Genomic DNA, 17,512 nt, shown 5'->3' on the forward strand with positions numbered 1-17,512 from the left:
CCGCTCGCGGTCCAGAACCAGACCTCGCGCTCTAACCCGCCCGGCCTGTGCCGATGAATGCGCCCGAGCGTGAGACCGTCCCGCTCCGCGACAAAATCGTGGGGCGCGTCGTCGAAGGTCCGGCGCCAGGTGATCACGCCCGTGGACTTCCGATCGGCCATGGCGTGGCTACGGTTGTCCTGGATTGAAGGGCAACTCGCCCGGCGCGCTGATCCTGGGCTTCACCCTCTCCAATAGCCTTCTGAACTCAGGCCATGAGTTAGAGTCTTTCATCAGCAGGACGACGTCACCCAAGTGGTCTTTGAGCTTAGGGTGACCGAATTCGTCAGTAAGATGCTGGAAGTGCTTGTGCTTTCTGTGACCGTGCCCATCTGAAGGATTTCTTTTATTCAGCTCATCTAGCGCGCCTGGCACTAGTCGCGCATATACGATGTCATTCGTGTAAGTGCCAATGACCCCGGGCCTAGCAGCTTATGTTTGGCGGGCGGTCAGAGTTTTGTTCCGAGATGTTGTTTTTGTTGAGTTTTCTCACCTTGCAGGCTATGGATCGCACCGCCGATGTGGCGCTCGCTCCCGAGTCGGCCCATCAGTTCCGGTAACTGCGCCAAAAGCGCACAGACTAGCCTAATGGCGCTTCCATAAGGGTTTGGGTTTGCCCAAACGCCTTGCTGCACGATCGGTTGTCGGCGTGTCGTTTGCCGTGACACGGGTCCAGCGCTTTCGGATTCGTACCAGGGCGCTTTTCGTGCTGTCATGATGGTCCGCGGACATCGGCGCGGGATGGGGGAGGCCGGCTATCGCGCGCGGGTCACACCGCTGAAGGGTGGGCGCCCCTGGCCAGCCACGCTGCGACTTCGCCTTCGACACGGAACCACTCATCCCGGATGCGGTGATCAGCGAAGCGGCGGTGAAGGGCTCGCTCCTCCGCTCAAGATCCGGGTCGACTCGCGAACACCTCCAGATCCTCAGGGCATCCGATCTGAAGGCCGTCGCGTCGGTAGCCGACCGTGCCATCGGTCCAACCGATCTTGACCTTCTCACCATAGCCAATCGCGTAGATCGTGCCGTCTGACCTCTTGGGATTGGCCAGCATACCGCCGAGGCTTCCGCGCACCGAGTGGGCGTATGGCTGCGATCCGATCTCCGGAAGCCACGCACGCAGTTTCGCCTTGGCGACGGCTTCATGGTGCGTCTTCAGCGATGTGCGGTGCTCGACGCCGTGGACGTTCGCGCGTCCCCACCAGACCCGTCCACGCTTGTAGATGTTGGCCAAGCGAGCCTCCCGTGCTCGCTGCAGATTGCCTCGCCCGGGGTGTGCCGGGAAGCGTGCCGGCTCAAATCACCATCTGTTCCTGTGTGTCCGAGATGTCTCGGCCTCTAACCCGCTGATGCGCAGGGAAGAATTGGCTGGGGCGCCAGGATTCTCACCCAGCATGACCTCAACAGAAGGCATCAGCTAAGTTATTGCAGTTGCAGGCGCCTCAGCTTCGTGTGCACACGCAGTGGATACGATCCTGCGATCACTGCCAAGGGCGCCCTCTGACCATCCACAGGCGGCTGTAAGGCATCCCCCTCTCGCTCACTCAGGTCGCTCTGAAGCATGCCGAAGGTCCACAAGGCGCCATAAGCGGAAGTTTGCTGCCGGCCCGGAAGCGGACGTTCCGCCTCCGACCCTTCTGAGACGTTGGGAGCGTCCGCTTTCGGGCTACGTGGCCGAAGACATCAGCCGAGCGACCGCACCAACGATCTGCCGGAGCTGAAGCGGCTTCTCCAACCGTTCGACGCCCTCGAACTCCGCCGGAATGCCAGTCGAGGATACACCCCGGGAGCTCAGCTCGCCTTCAGCACCCGATCAGTCATTGCCTCGGAGAGGCCGAGATAGTTCACGGGATCGGTCAGGCGGCGAATCTCGGCCTCAGAGATGACATCCGTCACCTCCTTGCGGGCTAGGAGCATCTCGGCGAGCGACCGGTCGCCCATCTGTGGATCGTGGATGATGGCGTAGAGGACGTCGTGCGCCTTGTCCCGCCCGAGCTTCGGCGCCAGCCCCATCATGACCGCCTCCGAGACGATCATCCCCTTGGTAAGCCCGAGGTTCCTCTTCATCGCGTCCGGATGGACTTCGAGGCCCTCCAGCACGAAGACCGCCTGTTTCAGCGCGCCGCCCGTGAGGGTGAAGACCTCCGGCAGCACGATCCACTCGATTTCCCACGGGCCGGTAGACCGTTCGTGATCCTCGACCATCGCATCGAGGAGGGCTGCCGTACCCTGGCGCACGGTCGCGGCGCAGGCGTGGATGTAGCAGCAGGAGATCGGGTTACGCTTTTGCGGCATGGTGGAGGAGGAGCCGCGGTTGGTGACGTAGGGCTCGGCCGCCTCGTCCACCTCGGTCTGCATCATCAGCTTCAGGTCGGTGGCGAACTTCGCGAGGGTGCCGGTCAGCAGCCCGAGGTAACAGCCCGCCTCGGCCACGCGGTCGCGCTCCGTGTGCCACGCGATCTCCGGCTGCGCGAGGCCGAGCTCCTTGGCCAGCGCCTCCTGAACGGCAAAACCCTTGTCGCCGAGGGTCGCCAGGGTGCCGGCCGCGCCGCCGAACTCGAACACCTCGATCCGGGGGCGGATCTCGACTAGCCGTGTGCGGTGACGCTTCAGGGTGGCCAGAAGCCGAGCCATCTTGAAGCCGAAGGTGATCGGCACGGCCTGCTGCAGGTTCGAGCGGCCCGCCATCGGCGTCGAGCGATGGTCGCGCGCGAGCGTCTCGGTCGCCACGATGGCCCGGTCGAGATCCTCGGCGATCAGGTCGAAGCTCGCCTTGATCTGCAGGATCGTGGCCGAGTCTGTAATGTCTTGGGTGGTCGCGCCCCAGTGGCAGTACTTGCCTGCATCGCCCTGACAGAGATGAGCGATCTGATGCACGAGGCCCAGCACCGGGTAGCCGATGGTCAGCGTCTCCTCGGCGTAGCGGGCGAAGTCGATGTTCTCTACCTTGCAGACCCGCGTGATCTCGTTCGCTGCCGTCTGCGGGATCACGCCGACCTTCGCCTGCGCCCGCGCCAAGGCGGCCTCCCAGTCGAGGTACATCTGCGTCCGGTACTCGTCGGACCAGATCCGGCGCATCTCCGCCGACCCGAACAGATCGCGGAAGATCAGGCTGTCGATGGCGCTCGTCGGCATCCGATACATTCCTGGCACGGCGGAAGACATCGCGTTGGGCCCGGACGTCACAGGCGCGGATGGTGCCGCCGGTCCGGCCACCGCCTCACCGCCGACGGGAAGAACCGAGGCCGCGCCGAGCCCTACCTTCAGGATGTCACGCCGATCAAAAATCAAACTTAAGCTCCAATCTCGAGAAACTCGCCTCCTCGCGCGCGGACCAGCGGTTCCCCGCTGCCGTCATGCCCGCGCTGCCGCGGGCGTCGAGGGTTCACCCCGGCAAAGGCATCACCGTCCCCCTGCCCGACGACCCAGAAGGTTTACTTAGCGATCATCAGGGATACACCGCGGCAGCGGAACCCGCGGCGAACGCAGCCCAGGGTCCCGGCGGCGAGGTTGAGCACCCAAAGCAGGCCGTGCAGGATAGTATCAGGCGTCAGATTTGGACCCCTAGGCAGCGGCGCGCGTGGGGCGTAGCACCTTGGCATCGACATGAGCCTATGAGTACGTCGTGAAGGCAGTCTACATCGAGCGGTTCGGCGGACCGGATGCCCTCGTCTACGGAGATCGACCAGCGCCTAAGCCGGCAGACGACGAAGTCCTGATCAACGTCAAAGCGGCGAGCATAAACGCCGCCGATTGGAAGCAGCGGCGCGGCAGTTACCCAAACCTCGTATCTCCACACATCCTCGGTCGGGATATTTCAGGCACGATCGTGGCTGTAGGTGCCGGTGTTACAACTTACCGCTTGGGTGATGATGTCTTCGCTGTCACGATGCAGGGCGTGGAGGGCGGTTACGCAGAGCAGATCGCGCTGAAGGCGGGCATCGTGGGCCGTAAGCCTAACGGCGTCTCGCATGAGCAGGCGGCCGCGATGGCTCTCACCGGATTGACTGCCGTCAGCGCGATCGAAGAAACGTTGCAGCTGAAATCGGGCGAGACGATCCTGATCCAGGGTGGAGCGGGCGGCGTCGCGGGCGTCGCTATCCAGCTCGCCAAACATCGCGGGGCGCATGTCATCACCACGGCGAGCGCCGCCAATCATGCCTACGTGCGCTCCCTCGGTGCCGACGAGATCATAGACTACAACGAAGCGGACTTCGTCGAGGCAGCGAAAGGCTGCGATGCGGCGCTCGATACGGTGGGTGGTGAGACGGGCGAGCGAACTCTCCTAGTCCTGCGGCCGGGAGGGCGGGCCGCCTTCATCGGTGGCCCACCTCCTCCATCGGAGGTGGATGGCATTTTGGCTCTGAAGCCGCCGGTGAGACGATCCGCAGAAGGTATGAACCGGGTCGCCGATCTGATCGAAGCCGGGGCCATTCGCCCGCCAGAGATCCGCACCTTCGCGTTGTCGGAGGCTGCCGAAGCCCACCGGATCAGTGAGGCGCGTCACTTGCGTGGTAAGTTGGTGCTCAAAGTGCCTTGATGCCGATTCACCACAAGCACCGTGGCTTCTCGTGAAGGGAGATTGCACCTTGACGCAGAGGTCGCGTTCCACCCTTTCCGGACCTCTGCAACGTCTGCTTGTCAGCAACCTTCTCGACCTCGCTCGCTCACGCGTCCGATCCATGCGCTCGAAGGGATCTCAGCGATCGAAGCGAACCCTGATCTTTGGGAGGGGCTGCGAGGTGGCGGCAGTCTTTGATCGTCGCCTTGGCCGTGTCGATCGCTATCGAGACGGCCGCCATCGTTCGCTCGTCCGGGTCGCGCTCGCGAGCGTAGCGCACAACTTCCGTGGCAAGCCGGTCGACCTCGACGTTGAGCCCCTCGATGGCTGCCGGATCCGTCAGCGTCCGGGCCTGCTCAGAGACCTCCAGCAAACGGTCAATAATTTCGTCAATTCGCTCACGGCGTAGGTTGGACAATCGCTGGCGCAGCCATGCGAGCGCCGAGAACAAGCCGCCGGCCAGAGCGCCCAGCAGGTAGAGGGTGTCGCCGTAGCGGTCGACAAACCCGTGCTGCTCGCGCTCGTAGTAGTCGATGGCACCAGGATGGATCGGGACACGCGCGCTCGTCGCCGCGGCGGTCGTGTCGTAGGCCGGCGCCTGGACGTACTCGGCGGCATCCGTCTTCTCGGCGGCCGCAGTGCGCTTCTCGAAGAGCATCTGCGTAACATCGGCCGCCACGACCCGACTGAGAGAAGCTCGGGCCATCAGTCGGTAGGAGGCCCCCACCGTCTTCACGTCGTCGGCGGGCAGCTTGGGGGCACCCGCGAAGAGGCCGCCCGGGATCGTCACGGCTTGAAGGCGAGGGAAGCGCTCAATGATGGCGCCATCGTCCTCGACCGCGACGAACTCGATCTTGCCGTTGCGGGCAACCGAGCGTACGGCACCGACCAGGGCCAAAGCTTTGGGTGCCGAAGGTGCGATGATGCTGACGAAAGCGTCGATCCGCTTATCGCGGAACGCCGCGGCTACGCCATCCTGATCCACACGGACGAGATGGACTGCGCCCTCCCGGACGGGGCCTCCGGCCGCTTCGGTGTCGAGGGCCAAGCCGTGGTAGCCGAGGATGTTTTTGAGGAGCGAGAAGTCGGCGTCCCGGTGAGCCGCGATGCCGAGCCGCTTGCCGGCAAGCTTCGGGAAGCTCTTGATGCCAGTCTGCGCGGGCGAGGCGATGATCATCGCCTGATCGCGCAGGATTGCGAGCGTCAGCCCGTTGGTGGGTAGAAGCACATCGGGCCGGACCACCGCGAGGTCGGCACGCCCGTCCTGAAGGGCAGCCGCGCTCTCGCGTACATCGTTGAAGGAGAGGATTTTGAGGCGGACGCCCTCGTGGCTCGCGTCCAGGGCATCGGCGTAGGCCTTGATCAGCTCCGGCTCCGTGCCGTCCCGCGGGGCGACCGCGATGGTGAGCACGCTGGCCTGCAAGAGGTACCAGGCCGCTACCGCGCTCGCACCGACCGCGAGGGTAGCCGCCAGGAGCAGCGTCTCGCGGCGGAGCAGCCAGGCTGGAACGGGAAACATGCGCGTCGCGCCTCGCAGGACCGGATCTTCTGCGGAAGGCAATGCTCGAGGTTGCCGCAAGTGCCATCTGGGCGCGGAGCTCCTGCTACAGGCGCGCCGTGTCCACGCCTGATAGGCGGCCATGTCTGCTTCGAAGATGCTGCGAGCCTGATCAAATGTCCGGTTGTCGGGACAGCGCGGAACGTCCACTTGCGGGCGGCGAGCTAATTTCCGCTTTCCACCCGTCTGGGACGCCCGGTAGGCGATTGGCGCCCGTCGGATCTGGCCGAAAGCGGAATAACTGCTCCGGGGCGCAGTTGCTGGGAGAGCCGACGGTCTCCATGCGACCCATGCCAGTCGCCAGCGCGTGGTCTTGTGGTTCCCAAAAGCGGACGTGGCTTTGTCCTGTCCCGGCGGCGATGCGACCGTCTTGGGCAGCTAGAGACCCTGAAATTTGTGACGGAAGCGAGAGTTTGCCTCCAGCCCAAGTCACCCCGTCGCCATGCTCAGGACCTCCGCGCGAAGGCCGCAAGGGCTTCGAGTTGCTTAGCCAGGAAGCCGCGGGTCACCTCGTCGGTGATGGTGCCGCTCTCCACGTCGACCTTTCCGGTCACGCTGCCGACCATCACTTCGGGCTTGTTCAGGACGTGCGCGTCGAGGAACACCAGCACCTGCCGGAGGTGGTACTGGGACCGGGCGCCGCCGATCATCCCGGGCGAGGCGGTCTGGATGGCCACTGGCTTGCCGGCAAACGGCGTCGAGGGCAGACGGGAGATTCAGTCGAGGGCGTTCTTGAGCGCACCGGGCACTGAGTAGTTGTAGTCGGGCGTTACGAAGATGACCCCGTCGGCGGCCGCGATGGCCTCGCCCATGGCGACGACCTCGGCCGGGAAGCCATTGGCCTGCAGGTCGGCGTCGTAGTGCGGGAAGGCGCCTATCAAACCCAGGTGCTCGACCGTCACGCCCTCCGGCGCGAGGTCCGGAAGGGCCCGGGCGATGGCCGCGTTGTAGGAGCCCTTGCGCAGGCTCCCGACCAGCGTGACGAAGCGGAGGGGTCTCAGGTCTGCCATGTGTGGTTCCGTTCCCGTGTCGAGAGTGCGCTCGGATCAGGCCTCGGCGCCCCGGGTCGATGTAACCGACGTCCCAGGGCGGGATGCCGGCAGCATGCCGCGCAGGATGCCATCCCGGTCGACGAAGTGGTGCTTCAGCGCCACCAGCGCATGGCCCAGGACCATAGCCCCCATCCCCCAGGCCAGGGTGACATGCAGGAGTTTCGCCGAGTCGTACCACTCCTTTGCCGGTGCGGTCAGGGGCGGCAGGGTGAACAGGCCGAGGACAAGGATCGGCTTGCCGGCCACCGAACTCCACAGCCAGCCGGACATTGGAAGGGCCAGAAGGGCCAGGGCATAGAGCGCCAGATGGCCGAGGCCGGCGACCCGTTTCATCGCCGGGCTGATCGTATCGGGCAGGGCCGGGGCCGGATGGGTCAGGCGCCACGCGATCCGCAATACGATCAGGAACAGCAGGGTGCTGGCCAACGCCTTATGGGTGATGGTGAGGCCGTGATGAGGGTTCAGGGTCTCCCGGAGGTAGACGGCGCAGAAGCCCAGGATCCAGGCGGCGATCCAGATCGCGGCCATCAGCCAATGCAGCGCCTTGGCGGTCGGCGTGTACGAATGCGCGCTCATCGAAGACCTCCGGTAGAGAGGGGGGACGGCGGCGCGACCCCGCGCCGCCGGACGGTCATGTCAGTCCTGCTTCTCGAAGGCGCCCGCGATCGTGAGATGCAGCTCGTCGCCGATCAGCGGCACGTAGGTCTTCACGCCGAACTCGGAGCGCTTGAGCTTGCCGGTGGCCTCGAAGCCGACGGTGGTCTTCTTGTTCAGCGGGTTGGTGCCGGCGCCGACCAGGGTGACGTCGAGCGTCACCGGCTTGGTCACGCCGTGGAGCGTCAGGTCGCCAGTTACCTTCGCGTGGTCCTTGCCGGCCGGCACGACCTTGGTGGACACGAAGGTCATGTCGGGGAACTTGGCGGCGTCGAGCCACTGGTCGCCCTTGAGCTCGTCGGTAAGCTTGGCGCTGGTGGTCGTCACCGAGGCAACCGGGATCTTCACCGAGAGCTTGGCCGCCGCCGGGTTCTTCGGCTGCAGCTCCAGCGTGCCCGACACGTCCGAGAAGCCGCCGGCGTAGTTCGAGAAGCCCATGTGGGAGACGCGCCAGCCGACCTGGGTGTGGTTCGGATCGACCGCGTAGGTGCCGGCCTGGATCTGGGCCGGGTCGCGAGTCGGAGCAGTCTGGGCGATAGCAGGCGCGGAAAGGGTCAGGGCCAAGCCAAGGATCGAGGCGGTGAGGGACTTCACGGTTGTCTCCGGTTCGTAAACAGGGCGCCGGGCTCGCCTTCCCGACGAGCCGTGTTTTGGCGTTGATGGTTGCCTACCCCCATTCCCGGCCCGATGTGAGACTGCTATCCGGCACCACATGGTTGCTCGAGCGGAAACCTTCGGCGGCGACATTCTTGACGTGCGCGCCTTCTGCGCGGTGGTCGATCTCGGCACCGTGACGGCGGCCGCCGCGAGCCTGCGGGAGACCAAGGGCAGCGTGAGCCGCCGGCTCTCCCGGCTGGAACGGGCGCTCGACGCCCGCCTTCTCGCGCGCCATCCCAGGGCGGTCACCCCGACCCCCGAGGGGCTCGCCTTCTACGCCAGGGCGAAGGAGGGCTTGGCCCTGTTCGACGAGGCCGCCGAGAGCGCGCGCGACTCCCATGCGGTCCCAGCCGGGCACCTGCGGGTGACCACCTCCGTCGATTTCGGCATCGAGGTCATGCCCGAGATCGTGGCGAGCTTCCGGGCTCTGTTCCCGCAGATCACGGTCGAACTCCTGAACACTGACGGCGTGCTCGACCTTGCGGCCAACCGGGTCGACCTGGCGCTTCGCCTGGGCGGCGAGGACGGCGACACCGGCTATCGAGCGTCCATGATGGCCACGCTCGCCATCGGGCTCTACGCCTCGCCGGCCTACCTGGAGCGCCGGCCGGCCCCGGCGGGGCTGCCCGATCTCGCTGACTACGATCTGATCCTCGGCCGCGAGAAACTCGGGCCCTTCGCGAAACTGCTCTCCGCCGACGGGCGGATCGAGCCGGTCCTGCTTCGGCCGGCCATCCTCGCCAGCGACTTCGCAGCGGTACTGAGGTTGACGCTGGTCGGCGCCGGCATCGGCCAGCTCCCGACCTTGGTGGCGGCCCGTTCCGTTCAGAGCGGCGATCTCGTGCGCGTGCTCCCGGGGTGGTCCTCCGGCGGCGGAACACTCCGCGCCATCAGCCTCGCGGGGCGGGAGTTGCCGGCCCGCGTTCGCCTGTTCCGCGAGCACGTGCGTGGCGCCCTGGCCAGCCGTTTAGCCGTGGAGATGGCGCCGCGCTGACCTGGGTCGGCCGGGGCTCCTTCCACGCTTCCGGGCATTTATCTGATCTGCTGGCGACCAAAACTTACCCCAGGCTTCCTGCAAATCGCTCGGCCAGACGCTCGGTCTTAAACGCCTCGACCACCCAACCGACGAAGACCCGCGTCTTCGGTGGCAGGTTGGCGCGCGAGGCGAAGTAGAGGGAGATCGCGCCGGCATCGGCGTACCAGCGTGGCAGCAGCCGTACGAGGTTCCCCCGTTCGAGGTCTGGGTACGCGTCGGGCACGGCTACGAGCGCCACGCCGAGCCCGAGCAGCGCCGTCTCCCGCATGGCGCTCGGGTCGTTCACGACGACGCTTTCCCGCAGGAGCGCGCTCTCCTCGCGGCCGGTTGCGTCTCGCATCGTCCAGTGCCTGATGCGACCGGTCTGGAGCGACCGCATGACGATGCCGTCGAATCCTTGGAGCCCAGCCGGATCGGAGGGCGGCACGCGGCCCCGCATGTAGGCCGGCGACGCCACAGCGATGATGTGGGCGGGTGCCAGAGTACGGGCCACGATGCCGGGGGACAGCGCGAAGCCGCCGCCGATGGCGGCATCGTACCCCTCGGCGACGAGGTCGACCTGGCGGTTCTCGAAGTGCCATTCCGGACGGACGCGCGGATGGCGGGCCAGAAAGCCCGGCAGAAGCGGCAGGACGTGGCTTAACCCAAAGGTCGGCGGCAGGCTGACCTTGAGCGTTCCGACCGGCTCGCCGCCGTCCGCTGAGACGCCGGCAATCGCGGCTTGCAGGCCATCCAGGTTTCCTCCGACCGCCTGGCGGAAGCCCTCGCCGGCCTCGGTCAAGGTGAGCTTGCGCGTCGAGCGGTGAAACAGCCGCACCCCGAGGTTCCGCTCCAACATCGCCACGTTGCGGCTGACCGCGGCCGGCGTCAGCGACAGCCGCCGCGCGGCCTCGGAGAAGCTGCCGCTTTCGGCGCTGCGCACGAAGGCTTCGAGGTTGGCCAAAGTCTCCATGCAACACCTTCAACGATCCGTTGAAGGCATACCAAGCCATTTCCGGCTAATCCAGAGCGAGTGGTTGGCTCATTCTCACGCCATCAATAACGCGATGGAGTGACGACGGTGACCCAGCAACCCCAACCCCTCGCCGGCAAGACAGCGCTCGTGACCGGCGGCTCCCGTTCGATTGGCGCCGCCATCGCCAAGCGACTGGCCGCCGACGGGGCTACCGTTGCCCTGACTTACAGCGCCTCGCCGCAGCGTGCCGCCCAGGTCGTGGCGGACATATAGGCGGCCGGCGGCAGAGCCGTCCCGGTCGAGGCCGATGCCGGTGACCCGGCGGCCGTCCGGGCGGCCGTCGCCCGCACCGTCGAGATGCTCGGCGGCATCGACATCCTGGTCAACAACGCCGGCATCGCCATCAACGCACCTATTGAGGAGGTCCGGTTCGAGGACTACGAGCGGATGCTCGCGGTCAACGTGACCGGCGTGTTCGTCGCGACCCAGGAGGCCGTCCGCCACATGAAGGCCGGCGGGCGCGTCATTCACATCGGCTCGTCGATGACCCGCTACGCCGCCTTCCCGACGGCCTCGGTCTACACGCTGACCAAGGGGGCCGTGGCGGGCTTCAACCGCAGCCTGGTCCGCGACCTCGGCCCGAGGGGCATCACCGTCAACACGGTGCATCCCGGTCCGACCGACACCGACATGAACCCGGCCGACGGGCCGGTCGCCGCCATCGTGGGTCCCGGCATGGCCATCGGCCGCTACGGCCAGCCCGGCGAGGTCGCCAGCGTCGTCGCCTTTCTGGCGAGCCCCGAAGCGGCCTTCGTGACGGGCGCGGACATCGTCGCCGACGGCCAGCTCACCGCCTGAACCCGGCCACCGCCAGGCCAGCGATACAGGAGCAAACCATGCCCAGCATCGGCATCATCGGCGCCGGACAGATCAGCGCCGCCATCGCGACCGCGCTCGCGCGCCGTGGGATCCCTGCCACCATCGCGAATAGCCGGGGGCCGGAAAGCCTGGCGGATACCGTCGCCGCGCTCGGGCCGAGCATCACGGCGGGTACCCGCGAGGAGGCCGCCTCGAAGGACATCGTCTTCGTCGCTGTGAACTGGTCGAAGCTGCGGGCCGCCCTCGATGGCCTGTCGGACTTCGCCGGCCGCATCGTGATCGATGCGAACAACGCCATCGAGGCGCCGCTGTTCAAGCCGTTCGACCTGGGCGACCGTTCATCGTCCGAAGTGTTCGTCAGCTTCGTCCCCGGGGCTCGGGTGGTGAAGGCTTTCAACCATCTGCGGCCGGATCTCGTATCCGGCGATCCCACCAGCGACGGGGGCCGCCGCGTGCTGTTCTACTCGGGCGACGACGGGCAGGCGAAGGCGGAGGTGGCGGCGCTGATCGACCGGCTCGGCTTCTTCGGCATCGACCTGGGCTCACTCGCGGTCGGTGGTCGCTTCGTCCAGTTTCCTGGCGGGCCGCTCACCGCGCTCGACCTCGTCAAGTTCGACTGAACACCCGAACCGGCCATGCCAAGGAGACATCCCATGTCGGACACAACATCGAAAATCTCAGAAGCGGCGGAGCCTGATTACGATCGGCTCCTACGCGCCAACTTAGAGCGTGTTTTCAACGAGCGGGACGCGGAGCGGCGCGCCGCAGCACTCGCCGAACTCTTCGTCGAGGAGCCTGTGATGTACGAGCCGGACAACGTCGTGCAGGGACGCGACGCCATCTCAGCGGTCGCCGGAGCCTTGCTGGACCGGTTTGGCCCGATATTCCGCTTCACGCCGGCCGGGACGGCCGTCGGCCATCACGGCTTTGGCTCGCTGCAATGGCAGGCGGGTGACGAAGGTGGCTCGGTCACGGTCACGGGGTCGGATGTCGCAGAAGTCGTCCACGGCAGGATCGCGCGCCTCTGGGTTCTGCTTAACCCGCCGGAAGCCTGAAACTGCCGGCGCGGAAGTTTATGGCAGGCTAGCGGAAAGGGCGATCATCCCGCTTGGAGCCGAATTCAGCCAATCGCCCACTGTCCGCTTTTCCCCCTTCCGCTCCCGGAAGCGGACAGTCGCAAAACCACCCATCGCGGTCGCCCGTTCGCAGATTGGGCTGCCAGGAAGCGGACATTCCCAAAGCCTGCTTAGGGTCATTCGGCACTCTGGGGGGGCGACCATCATGCTGGCACGCCGCGGCCATCTCGACCGCGGCGTCCGGTTCAGATCTCGGTCTGCTCTGAGAGGATCAGAGCGTCGTCAACCTCAATGCCGAGGTAGCGAACCGTGCTCTCCAGCTTGGTGTGGCCGAGTAGCAGTTGGCAGGCTCGTATATTGCCGGTGCGCTTGTAGACCAGCGCGACCTTCGTGCGGCGCAGGCTGTGCGTGCCGAACACCGAGGGATCCAGGCCGATCAGGGCAACCCAGCGGTCGACCAGCCGACTGTAGTGCCGCGTCGTGAGATGCTCTCCGAGTCGACTTCGGCTTGGAAACAGCCAGTCGCCGGCTTTCAACCTGCGCGCAGTCAGCCAAGCCGCGAGAGCCTCGCGCGTCGGTTCGGTAATCTCGAACGGAACCGGCCTGCCGGTCTTGCGCTGGCAGACGGTCGCTCGAAGACGCACGGCGTCGCCCAGGTAGATGTCGCTCACGCGCAGGCCGACCAGATCACACCCGCGCAGCTTGCTGTCGACGGCAAGGTTGAACAGGGCAAGGTCTCGCGTACGGTTGGCGAGCTGGAGGCGCGTGCGCAGGGCCCAGATGTGCTTCGGCTTCAGTGGCGGTTTGGGGCCGACGATACGGCCGCGGTTCCAGGGAACACGTGTGCTGGTGGGAACAGTGACAACTTCGGGCATGAAAGGCTCCTGGGTTGAGGAGCCCGCCATGAGGAATCCGATGCTGCCGCTGAACCCAACGTCGCAGACGGCTCTCTGCAGCACAAGCCGACATTGGCGCTGGCGGGCCTGGACCGCTGCTCCCGACCCGTAGCAGGCTCTGGGAAGGTCCGCTCCTGGACTACGCAGCCGTCGTCATCTTCGCGTTCAAGACTGTCACTCGTCGTGTGCCACGCAGCCGCCCGAGGCGTCCGTAGGCGATCGGGGGAGGGTTAGGACTGCGCCGGCACTAAGCAGCACCGAGGGTCGGGCTGTGAATCGTCTCGTGTCGCGGTTCGCGGACGACGGTGACGCTCGACGCACAAGGACCTGGGAGCCCGGAGTTCCGGCGCGTCATGACGCGCCGAGGGTAGCTGCGCGGCGTGCCGCTCGCCCCTTGGCGAACAGGCGCCAGCCGTTCCAGGCCATGGCAGTCGCCATGACACCAGAGCGGCCGTATCCGCGCGTTACTGCGTTAGTCTAAGCGATCCAATGCTGGATGCAATCTGGTTGAAGGCATTGATCAGACCATTTGCATCATTTGCAACGAAGAACTGATTAGTCGTACTCGCGCAGCTGCTGAGAAGGTTAAGGCCTTGCTGATCGATAGGGTCTGCCGAGACGCTGAAGCCAATCGTGTAGATCGATATACCAGCAGATTTTGCATTGCTACACGCCTGCGCAGTCAGGGCGTCTAACGCATTGCGCGAGTTTGAAGCGGTCGAGATGTTTTGGTTGCCTGGTGGCAGACGTGTATTCGGACCTGACCCATCCGCGTTCTTGATGTAGCCTGCTGGAAAATACATGGACTGGTTATAGGGCGAGTTCCCGTTCATTGGCCAACTGTTCTCCCCGTCCGTCATCAGGATGAGGATCTTGTTGACTGTGCTCGAGCTGTAGGAGGCCGGCGGGCTCGATCCGCTGGCGAAGACGCTCAATGGAGACAGCGTTCGCCAACCCCACATCAGGCCCTCGTGGATGTTGGTTGACCCCAGCGGCGCCATGCCGTTGATGAGATTCTTTAGGGCGGCGGTATCGCTTGTCAGCGTTTGCAATGGCTTGGTCGTGCAGCCAAAATTCGGGCCGTTTGGCACCCCGGTGTAGGAATTGGAATTTGTCGGTGCCGCCCCAGCAGGAGAGACGTACTTGCAGGACCTTCCTTCAAGCTGCGCGAAACTCAAATTGCTCGTAGAGTCGCATCCAGACGTCCCATTCATGTCTCTGATGTAGCTATTGAAGCTGCAGTTTGAACCTACACATGCGTACGTTACACTGCCATCTCCGGGCTCGTCGGGCGCTAGCATCGGCACAAAAAGGGAATCGTTGGAAGAGGGCATAACATCTTGGACGTTGAGCGGATAAGGCAAGGTCTCGAGACAGCCTGCCCAAGCCCAGTCAGCGTATGCACTCTGGAGTTTCGAGAAAATTTGAAGGCGATTCGTGAAGCCGGAGGCGCCCGGCGATAGCACGTTGGTCCAATGATACGAAGACTTTCCGGCAAGGTCGATCCAGGACGAGGAGCGATAGATTGCTGGAATCGCTACAGCCGAGGCAAAGGGCACGATGGAGAGGCGAGTCCCAGACGAGAAAGAGTCATTACTGTAGACGTAATCCACGAAGTTGGTCGCTGCCGTCTTCAGGGCTTGCATTTTCGTTTGGCCGCCGCCGGAGACGTTCATCGAGCCGGTGTTGTCGAGCACGAGAGCAATTTCGAATGTTTTAGGCAGGGGAGTGGCGCAGCGCGCGGTGGCGCGCGGCCTGATCGCCGTCGTACCGGTGATCTTGCCGAAGAAGATGGGCGAAGGCATCCGCGAAGTCAGCGTGATCTGTCGCGGATTGTCGGTGATGTTGAGTGGGTCAATTGTAACCGCCGCGCCCATGAAACCAGCCATCGTCATGCTGGCCTGGATCTGCAGCGCAGGCTTGGTCGTGGAGAGCGGCGTCTGACATAGGGCGAGTGCCGTCGCGTCTGTGGCAGCCTGCAGTTTCACTTCAAGACGAGTAGCCAACCCGTAGTCGATAGCAGCGCCTGTGAGGCCCAGAATCGGCAGGCTGAGAAAGGCAAATAGGATCGCGACGTTGCCGTCCCGGGCTCCACGCAGGCGTGCGACAGCCTTGCACACTGCGGCTACTTGCATTCTTCGCCTCCCGGAAGGACCACCTCGGTGTAGGTGTTCGCTCCGTATTTCTTGCCGCCCCGAGCCGGCCAGGGCATGCTAACCTTGAAACTGAAAGTTCCGTTCGCGTTGCCAAGCAGCTTGACCAATGCACTGCCGAGGAGTGGCCTATAGTCCATGTTGGCTTCAGTCAGGATATACCGTACGCCTGTTGTCTGAAATCCGGCTGGCACAGTCAGGTCGCTTGCGGCACCGAGACCTCGGGCCGTGGCGTTTGCGCTTGCGGTGCTGGAACAAACCTTCGGGATGAGGTTGAGCTTCGTCAGATCGACGCCCATCGCACTCACGACGATCTTGACTCCAGAACTATCGAATGGGCGCAGCACTGCATTCGAGGAGGCGAAGATATCTGCCATGAGACCGGAGCCGATAGGGTTCTGTGTGTCTCCCTGAGCTGTCAGGTCCGACACAGTACGGGCGAGCAGTGTCAGCTTGCGCCAGTTGTCGATCGCATGTGCGTACTCTGAGACGCCAGCGAAGACTAACAGCAGCACCGGCAGTATTAACGCAAATTCGGTCATGGCGCTGCCCGAGCGACACAAAGTAAAACGGGCCACTACGGTTCCGGGCGCCTCTAACTGGCACATGCTGTGGTTCCCGTAGTCTGATAAGGCTCGGTGCGGAAAACCGCCGTTGACATCAAAAGGTATGAGCCATCTGTGAAGGTACTGAATTTTACTCCGAGCAGGCCGAGGAAAGCCGGAAATTTAACGGCTGCCGTGACGACCACGATTGTGCCGGGCTTGGGGCACACATAAGTATTTCCGAAATTAGTACTCCATGTACCTGTATTCGGATCGACAGGGGCTGAGGGTGTGGACGCGCCGAAGGAGCTGGCCGTCCTCACGTCGAGTTTGACTGCAGAGCAGTTGAACAGAGTGATGAGATTGCTGGAGGCCGAGCCGCACATCTGTGACCGAAGCCCTGTAAGCAACGCCGCCGGGTCGGTTTGCCCGGCGTTAGCGAGCTGGAATTGCCCGGTGAATAAGGACCGAGCGCCAACTTGCAGAGAGCGATCGAGATTTTGAGCGGCCCAGATGAGGAAAGCGACCTGGATGATCGCGGCGCACAACCCCAGGAAAGGTACAGCGACTAGCGCGAACTCAACTGCTGCCGCTCCATCATCGGCATCAGCAAAAGCTTTAATCCTACTGAGTGGCGAGAAGCGGGCTGCCATCACATTGCAACGGTATGAAGCTGATTTTTGTAGATGCCTCTATAAGGCTAAGGTTAAAATTCGGTCTTTTTAGGAGGCCGCTCGCGGATCCGTTATCGTGGACAGAACAAGATCCGTATTCCTCTGCCTGACCTTCTTTTCCTACGGAGCGTTACATAAAAATGCTGGCCAGATGGTCTCTCAGAATCTCGAGATCGGATGTCCGCTGCTTGACACGTCGCCAAGTTGGACTTCCACTGTGACCTGCGATGGCTCGATGCAGAACACTGGCGCTGCCGGTGCGTTCTCAATCCTCGCCGAGCACGACCTCAGGCGGCTTGCTGCAGCTAGGATGATGCAGCAAGTCCGGTCGAACGCGGCGGGCCTTTTCATGCTTGGTTGTCGTCCGTAGCTTCAGCCCCTACACGACCCAGCTAGCCTGGAAGGACGATGCCGAGATACCCTGCAGGAGTACGCTGCCGTCGGACAGGGTGACGAGCGTGCCTCCGGCGACCTGGCTCACCGTGTAGCCCTGGCCCTGCAGCCACAACCTGTCGCCGCTCGCGAACGAGAAGTCGCTCACCGTGTCCTGACCCTGGCCGCGGCCGAACACGAATGTGTCGGCGCCAGCCTCGCCCCGGAGCAGGTCGTTGCCCGTGCCGCCTTCCAGTGCATCGTTGCCGTCACCGCCGAATACGATGTCGTCGCCCTCGTCGCCCCAGAGGCGGTCGTTGCCCGCCCCACCCTGCAGCAGGTCGTTGCCACCCTGGCCGCCCAGGATGTCGTTGCCGTCGCCGCCGTACTGGGTGTCGTCACCCG

Annotated in this window: 14 protein-coding genes and 3 pseudogenes; 5 read left to right on the forward strand and 12 right to left on the reverse strand. The window is 64.4% G+C overall.

The features are described from left to right. Window positions 1-928 precede the first annotated feature (928 nt). Window positions 929-1,273 (reverse strand): hypothetical protein, encoded by a 345-nt coding sequence (locus AX737_RS17670; protein WP_066923729.1) that lies wholly within the window; start codon window positions 1,271-1,273, stop codon window positions 929-931. A 557-nt stretch (window positions 1,274-1,830) separates the two neighbouring features. Continuing rightward, complete coding sequence (gene pcaB / locus AX737_RS17675; protein ID WP_066923730.1) at window positions 1,831-3,174, reverse strand: 3-carboxy-cis,cis-muconate cycloisomerase; 1,344 nt, start codon at window positions 3,172-3,174, stop codon at window positions 1,831-1,833. Window positions 3,175-3,664: 490 nt separating this feature from the next. Between pcaB and AX737_RS17680 the strand changes: the two genes are divergently transcribed. After that, window positions 3,665-4,579 carry an NADP-dependent oxidoreductase gene (locus AX737_RS17680; protein WP_082773115.1) on the forward strand — a complete coding sequence of 305 codons (915 nt, stop codon included), beginning with the start codon at window positions 3,665-3,667 and terminating at the stop codon, window positions 4,577-4,579. A gap of 127 nt (window positions 4,580-4,706) precedes the next feature. Here AX737_RS17680 and AX737_RS17685 read toward each other — a convergent pair whose 3' ends face one another. The 4 genes and pseudogenes from AX737_RS17685 to AX737_RS17700 all read right to left on the reverse strand — a co-directional run bounded on the left by AX737_RS17685 (window position 4,707) and on the right by AX737_RS17700 (window position 8,458). After that, entirely contained in the window at window positions 4,707-6,119 is a 1,413-nt protein-coding gene (locus tag AX737_RS17685; RefSeq protein ID WP_066923732.1) for a TAXI family TRAP transporter solute-binding subunit, read from the reverse strand. Window positions 6,120-6,604: 485 nt separating this feature from the next. Then, window positions 6,605-7,168 (reverse strand): annotated as a pseudogene (locus tag AX737_RS17690) (NADPH-dependent FMN reductase). A gap of 36 nt (window positions 7,169-7,204) precedes the next feature. Continuing rightward, window positions 7,205-7,786 (reverse strand): cytochrome b, encoded by a 582-nt coding sequence (locus AX737_RS17695; protein ID WP_066923733.1) that lies wholly within the window; start codon window positions 7,784-7,786, stop codon window positions 7,205-7,207. Between the two features lie 60 nt (window positions 7,787-7,846). Then, window positions 7,847-8,458 carry a YceI family protein gene (locus AX737_RS17700; protein ID WP_066923734.1) on the reverse strand — a complete coding sequence of 204 codons (612 nt, stop codon included), beginning with the start codon at window positions 8,456-8,458 and terminating at the stop codon, window positions 7,847-7,849. 160 nt (window positions 8,459-8,618) lie between these two features. On the opposite strand from AX737_RS17700, the gene AX737_RS17705 reads away from it, so the two are divergent. Continuing rightward, complete coding sequence (locus AX737_RS17705; RefSeq protein ID WP_238231887.1) at window positions 8,619-9,515, forward strand: LysR family transcriptional regulator; 897 nt, start codon at window positions 8,619-8,621, stop codon at window positions 9,513-9,515. Window positions 9,516-9,579: 64 nt separating this feature from the next. Here AX737_RS17705 and AX737_RS17710 read toward each other — a convergent pair whose 3' ends face one another. After that, window positions 9,580-10,509, reverse strand: coding sequence for a LysR family transcriptional regulator (locus AX737_RS17710; RefSeq protein ID WP_066923737.1), 930 nt, complete (start codon window positions 10,507-10,509; stop codon window positions 9,580-9,582). Window positions 10,510-10,617: 108 nt separating this feature from the next. On the opposite strand from AX737_RS17710, the pseudogene AX737_RS17715 reads away from it, so the two are divergent. From AX737_RS17715 to AX737_RS17725, 3 genes and pseudogenes are all read left to right on the forward strand, one after another. Then, window positions 10,618-11,370, forward strand: a pseudogene (locus AX737_RS17715) (3-oxoacyl-ACP reductase family protein). 38 nt (window positions 11,371-11,408) lie between these two features. Further along, entirely contained in the window at window positions 11,409-12,011 is a 603-nt protein-coding gene (locus AX737_RS17720) for an NADPH-dependent F420 reductase (RefSeq protein ID WP_066923738.1), read from the forward strand. Between the two features lie 33 nt (window positions 12,012-12,044). Beyond that, window positions 12,045-12,446: a nuclear transport factor 2 family protein gene (locus AX737_RS17725; RefSeq protein ID WP_066923740.1), complete on the forward strand. Its 402-nt coding sequence runs from the start codon at window positions 12,045-12,047 to the stop codon at window positions 12,444-12,446. Between the two features lie 266 nt (window positions 12,447-12,712). On the opposite strand, the gene AX737_RS17730 is transcribed toward AX737_RS17725, so the two are convergent. The 5 genes and pseudogenes from AX737_RS17730 to AX737_RS17740 form a co-directional block, all read right to left on the reverse strand. Beyond that, a complete protein-coding gene (locus AX737_RS17730) occupies window positions 12,713-13,342 on the reverse strand; it encodes a tyrosine-type recombinase/integrase (protein ID WP_066923743.1) in 630 nt (209 codons plus the stop codon). Window positions 13,343-13,827: 485 nt separating this feature from the next. Beyond that, complete coding sequence (locus AX737_RS32190; protein ID WP_082773116.1) at window positions 13,828-15,498, reverse strand: pilus assembly protein TadG-related protein; 1,671 nt, start codon at window positions 15,496-15,498, stop codon at window positions 13,828-13,830. Next, window positions 15,489-16,058 (reverse strand): TadE/TadG family type IV pilus assembly protein, encoded by a 570-nt coding sequence (locus AX737_RS32195; RefSeq protein WP_238231889.1) that lies wholly within the window; start codon window positions 16,056-16,058, stop codon window positions 15,489-15,491. Before AX737_RS32195 ends, AX737_RS32190 begins: the two co-directional genes overlap by 10 nt. A gap of 53 nt (window positions 16,059-16,111) precedes the next feature. Next, on the reverse strand, window positions 16,112-16,714 hold the full coding sequence (locus AX737_RS32200; RefSeq protein WP_082773118.1) for a TadE/TadG family type IV pilus assembly protein: 603 nt from the start codon (window positions 16,712-16,714) through the stop codon (window positions 16,112-16,114). A gap of 400 nt (window positions 16,715-17,114) precedes the next feature. Continuing rightward, window positions 17,115-17,512 (reverse strand): annotated as a pseudogene (locus AX737_RS17740) (hypothetical protein); the annotation flags it as partial.

It is taken from the genome of Methylobacterium sp. CCH5-D2 (genome assembly GCF_001556475.1).
GTDB lineage: Bacteria > Pseudomonadota > Alphaproteobacteria > Rhizobiales > Beijerinckiaceae > Methylobacterium > Methylobacterium hispanicum.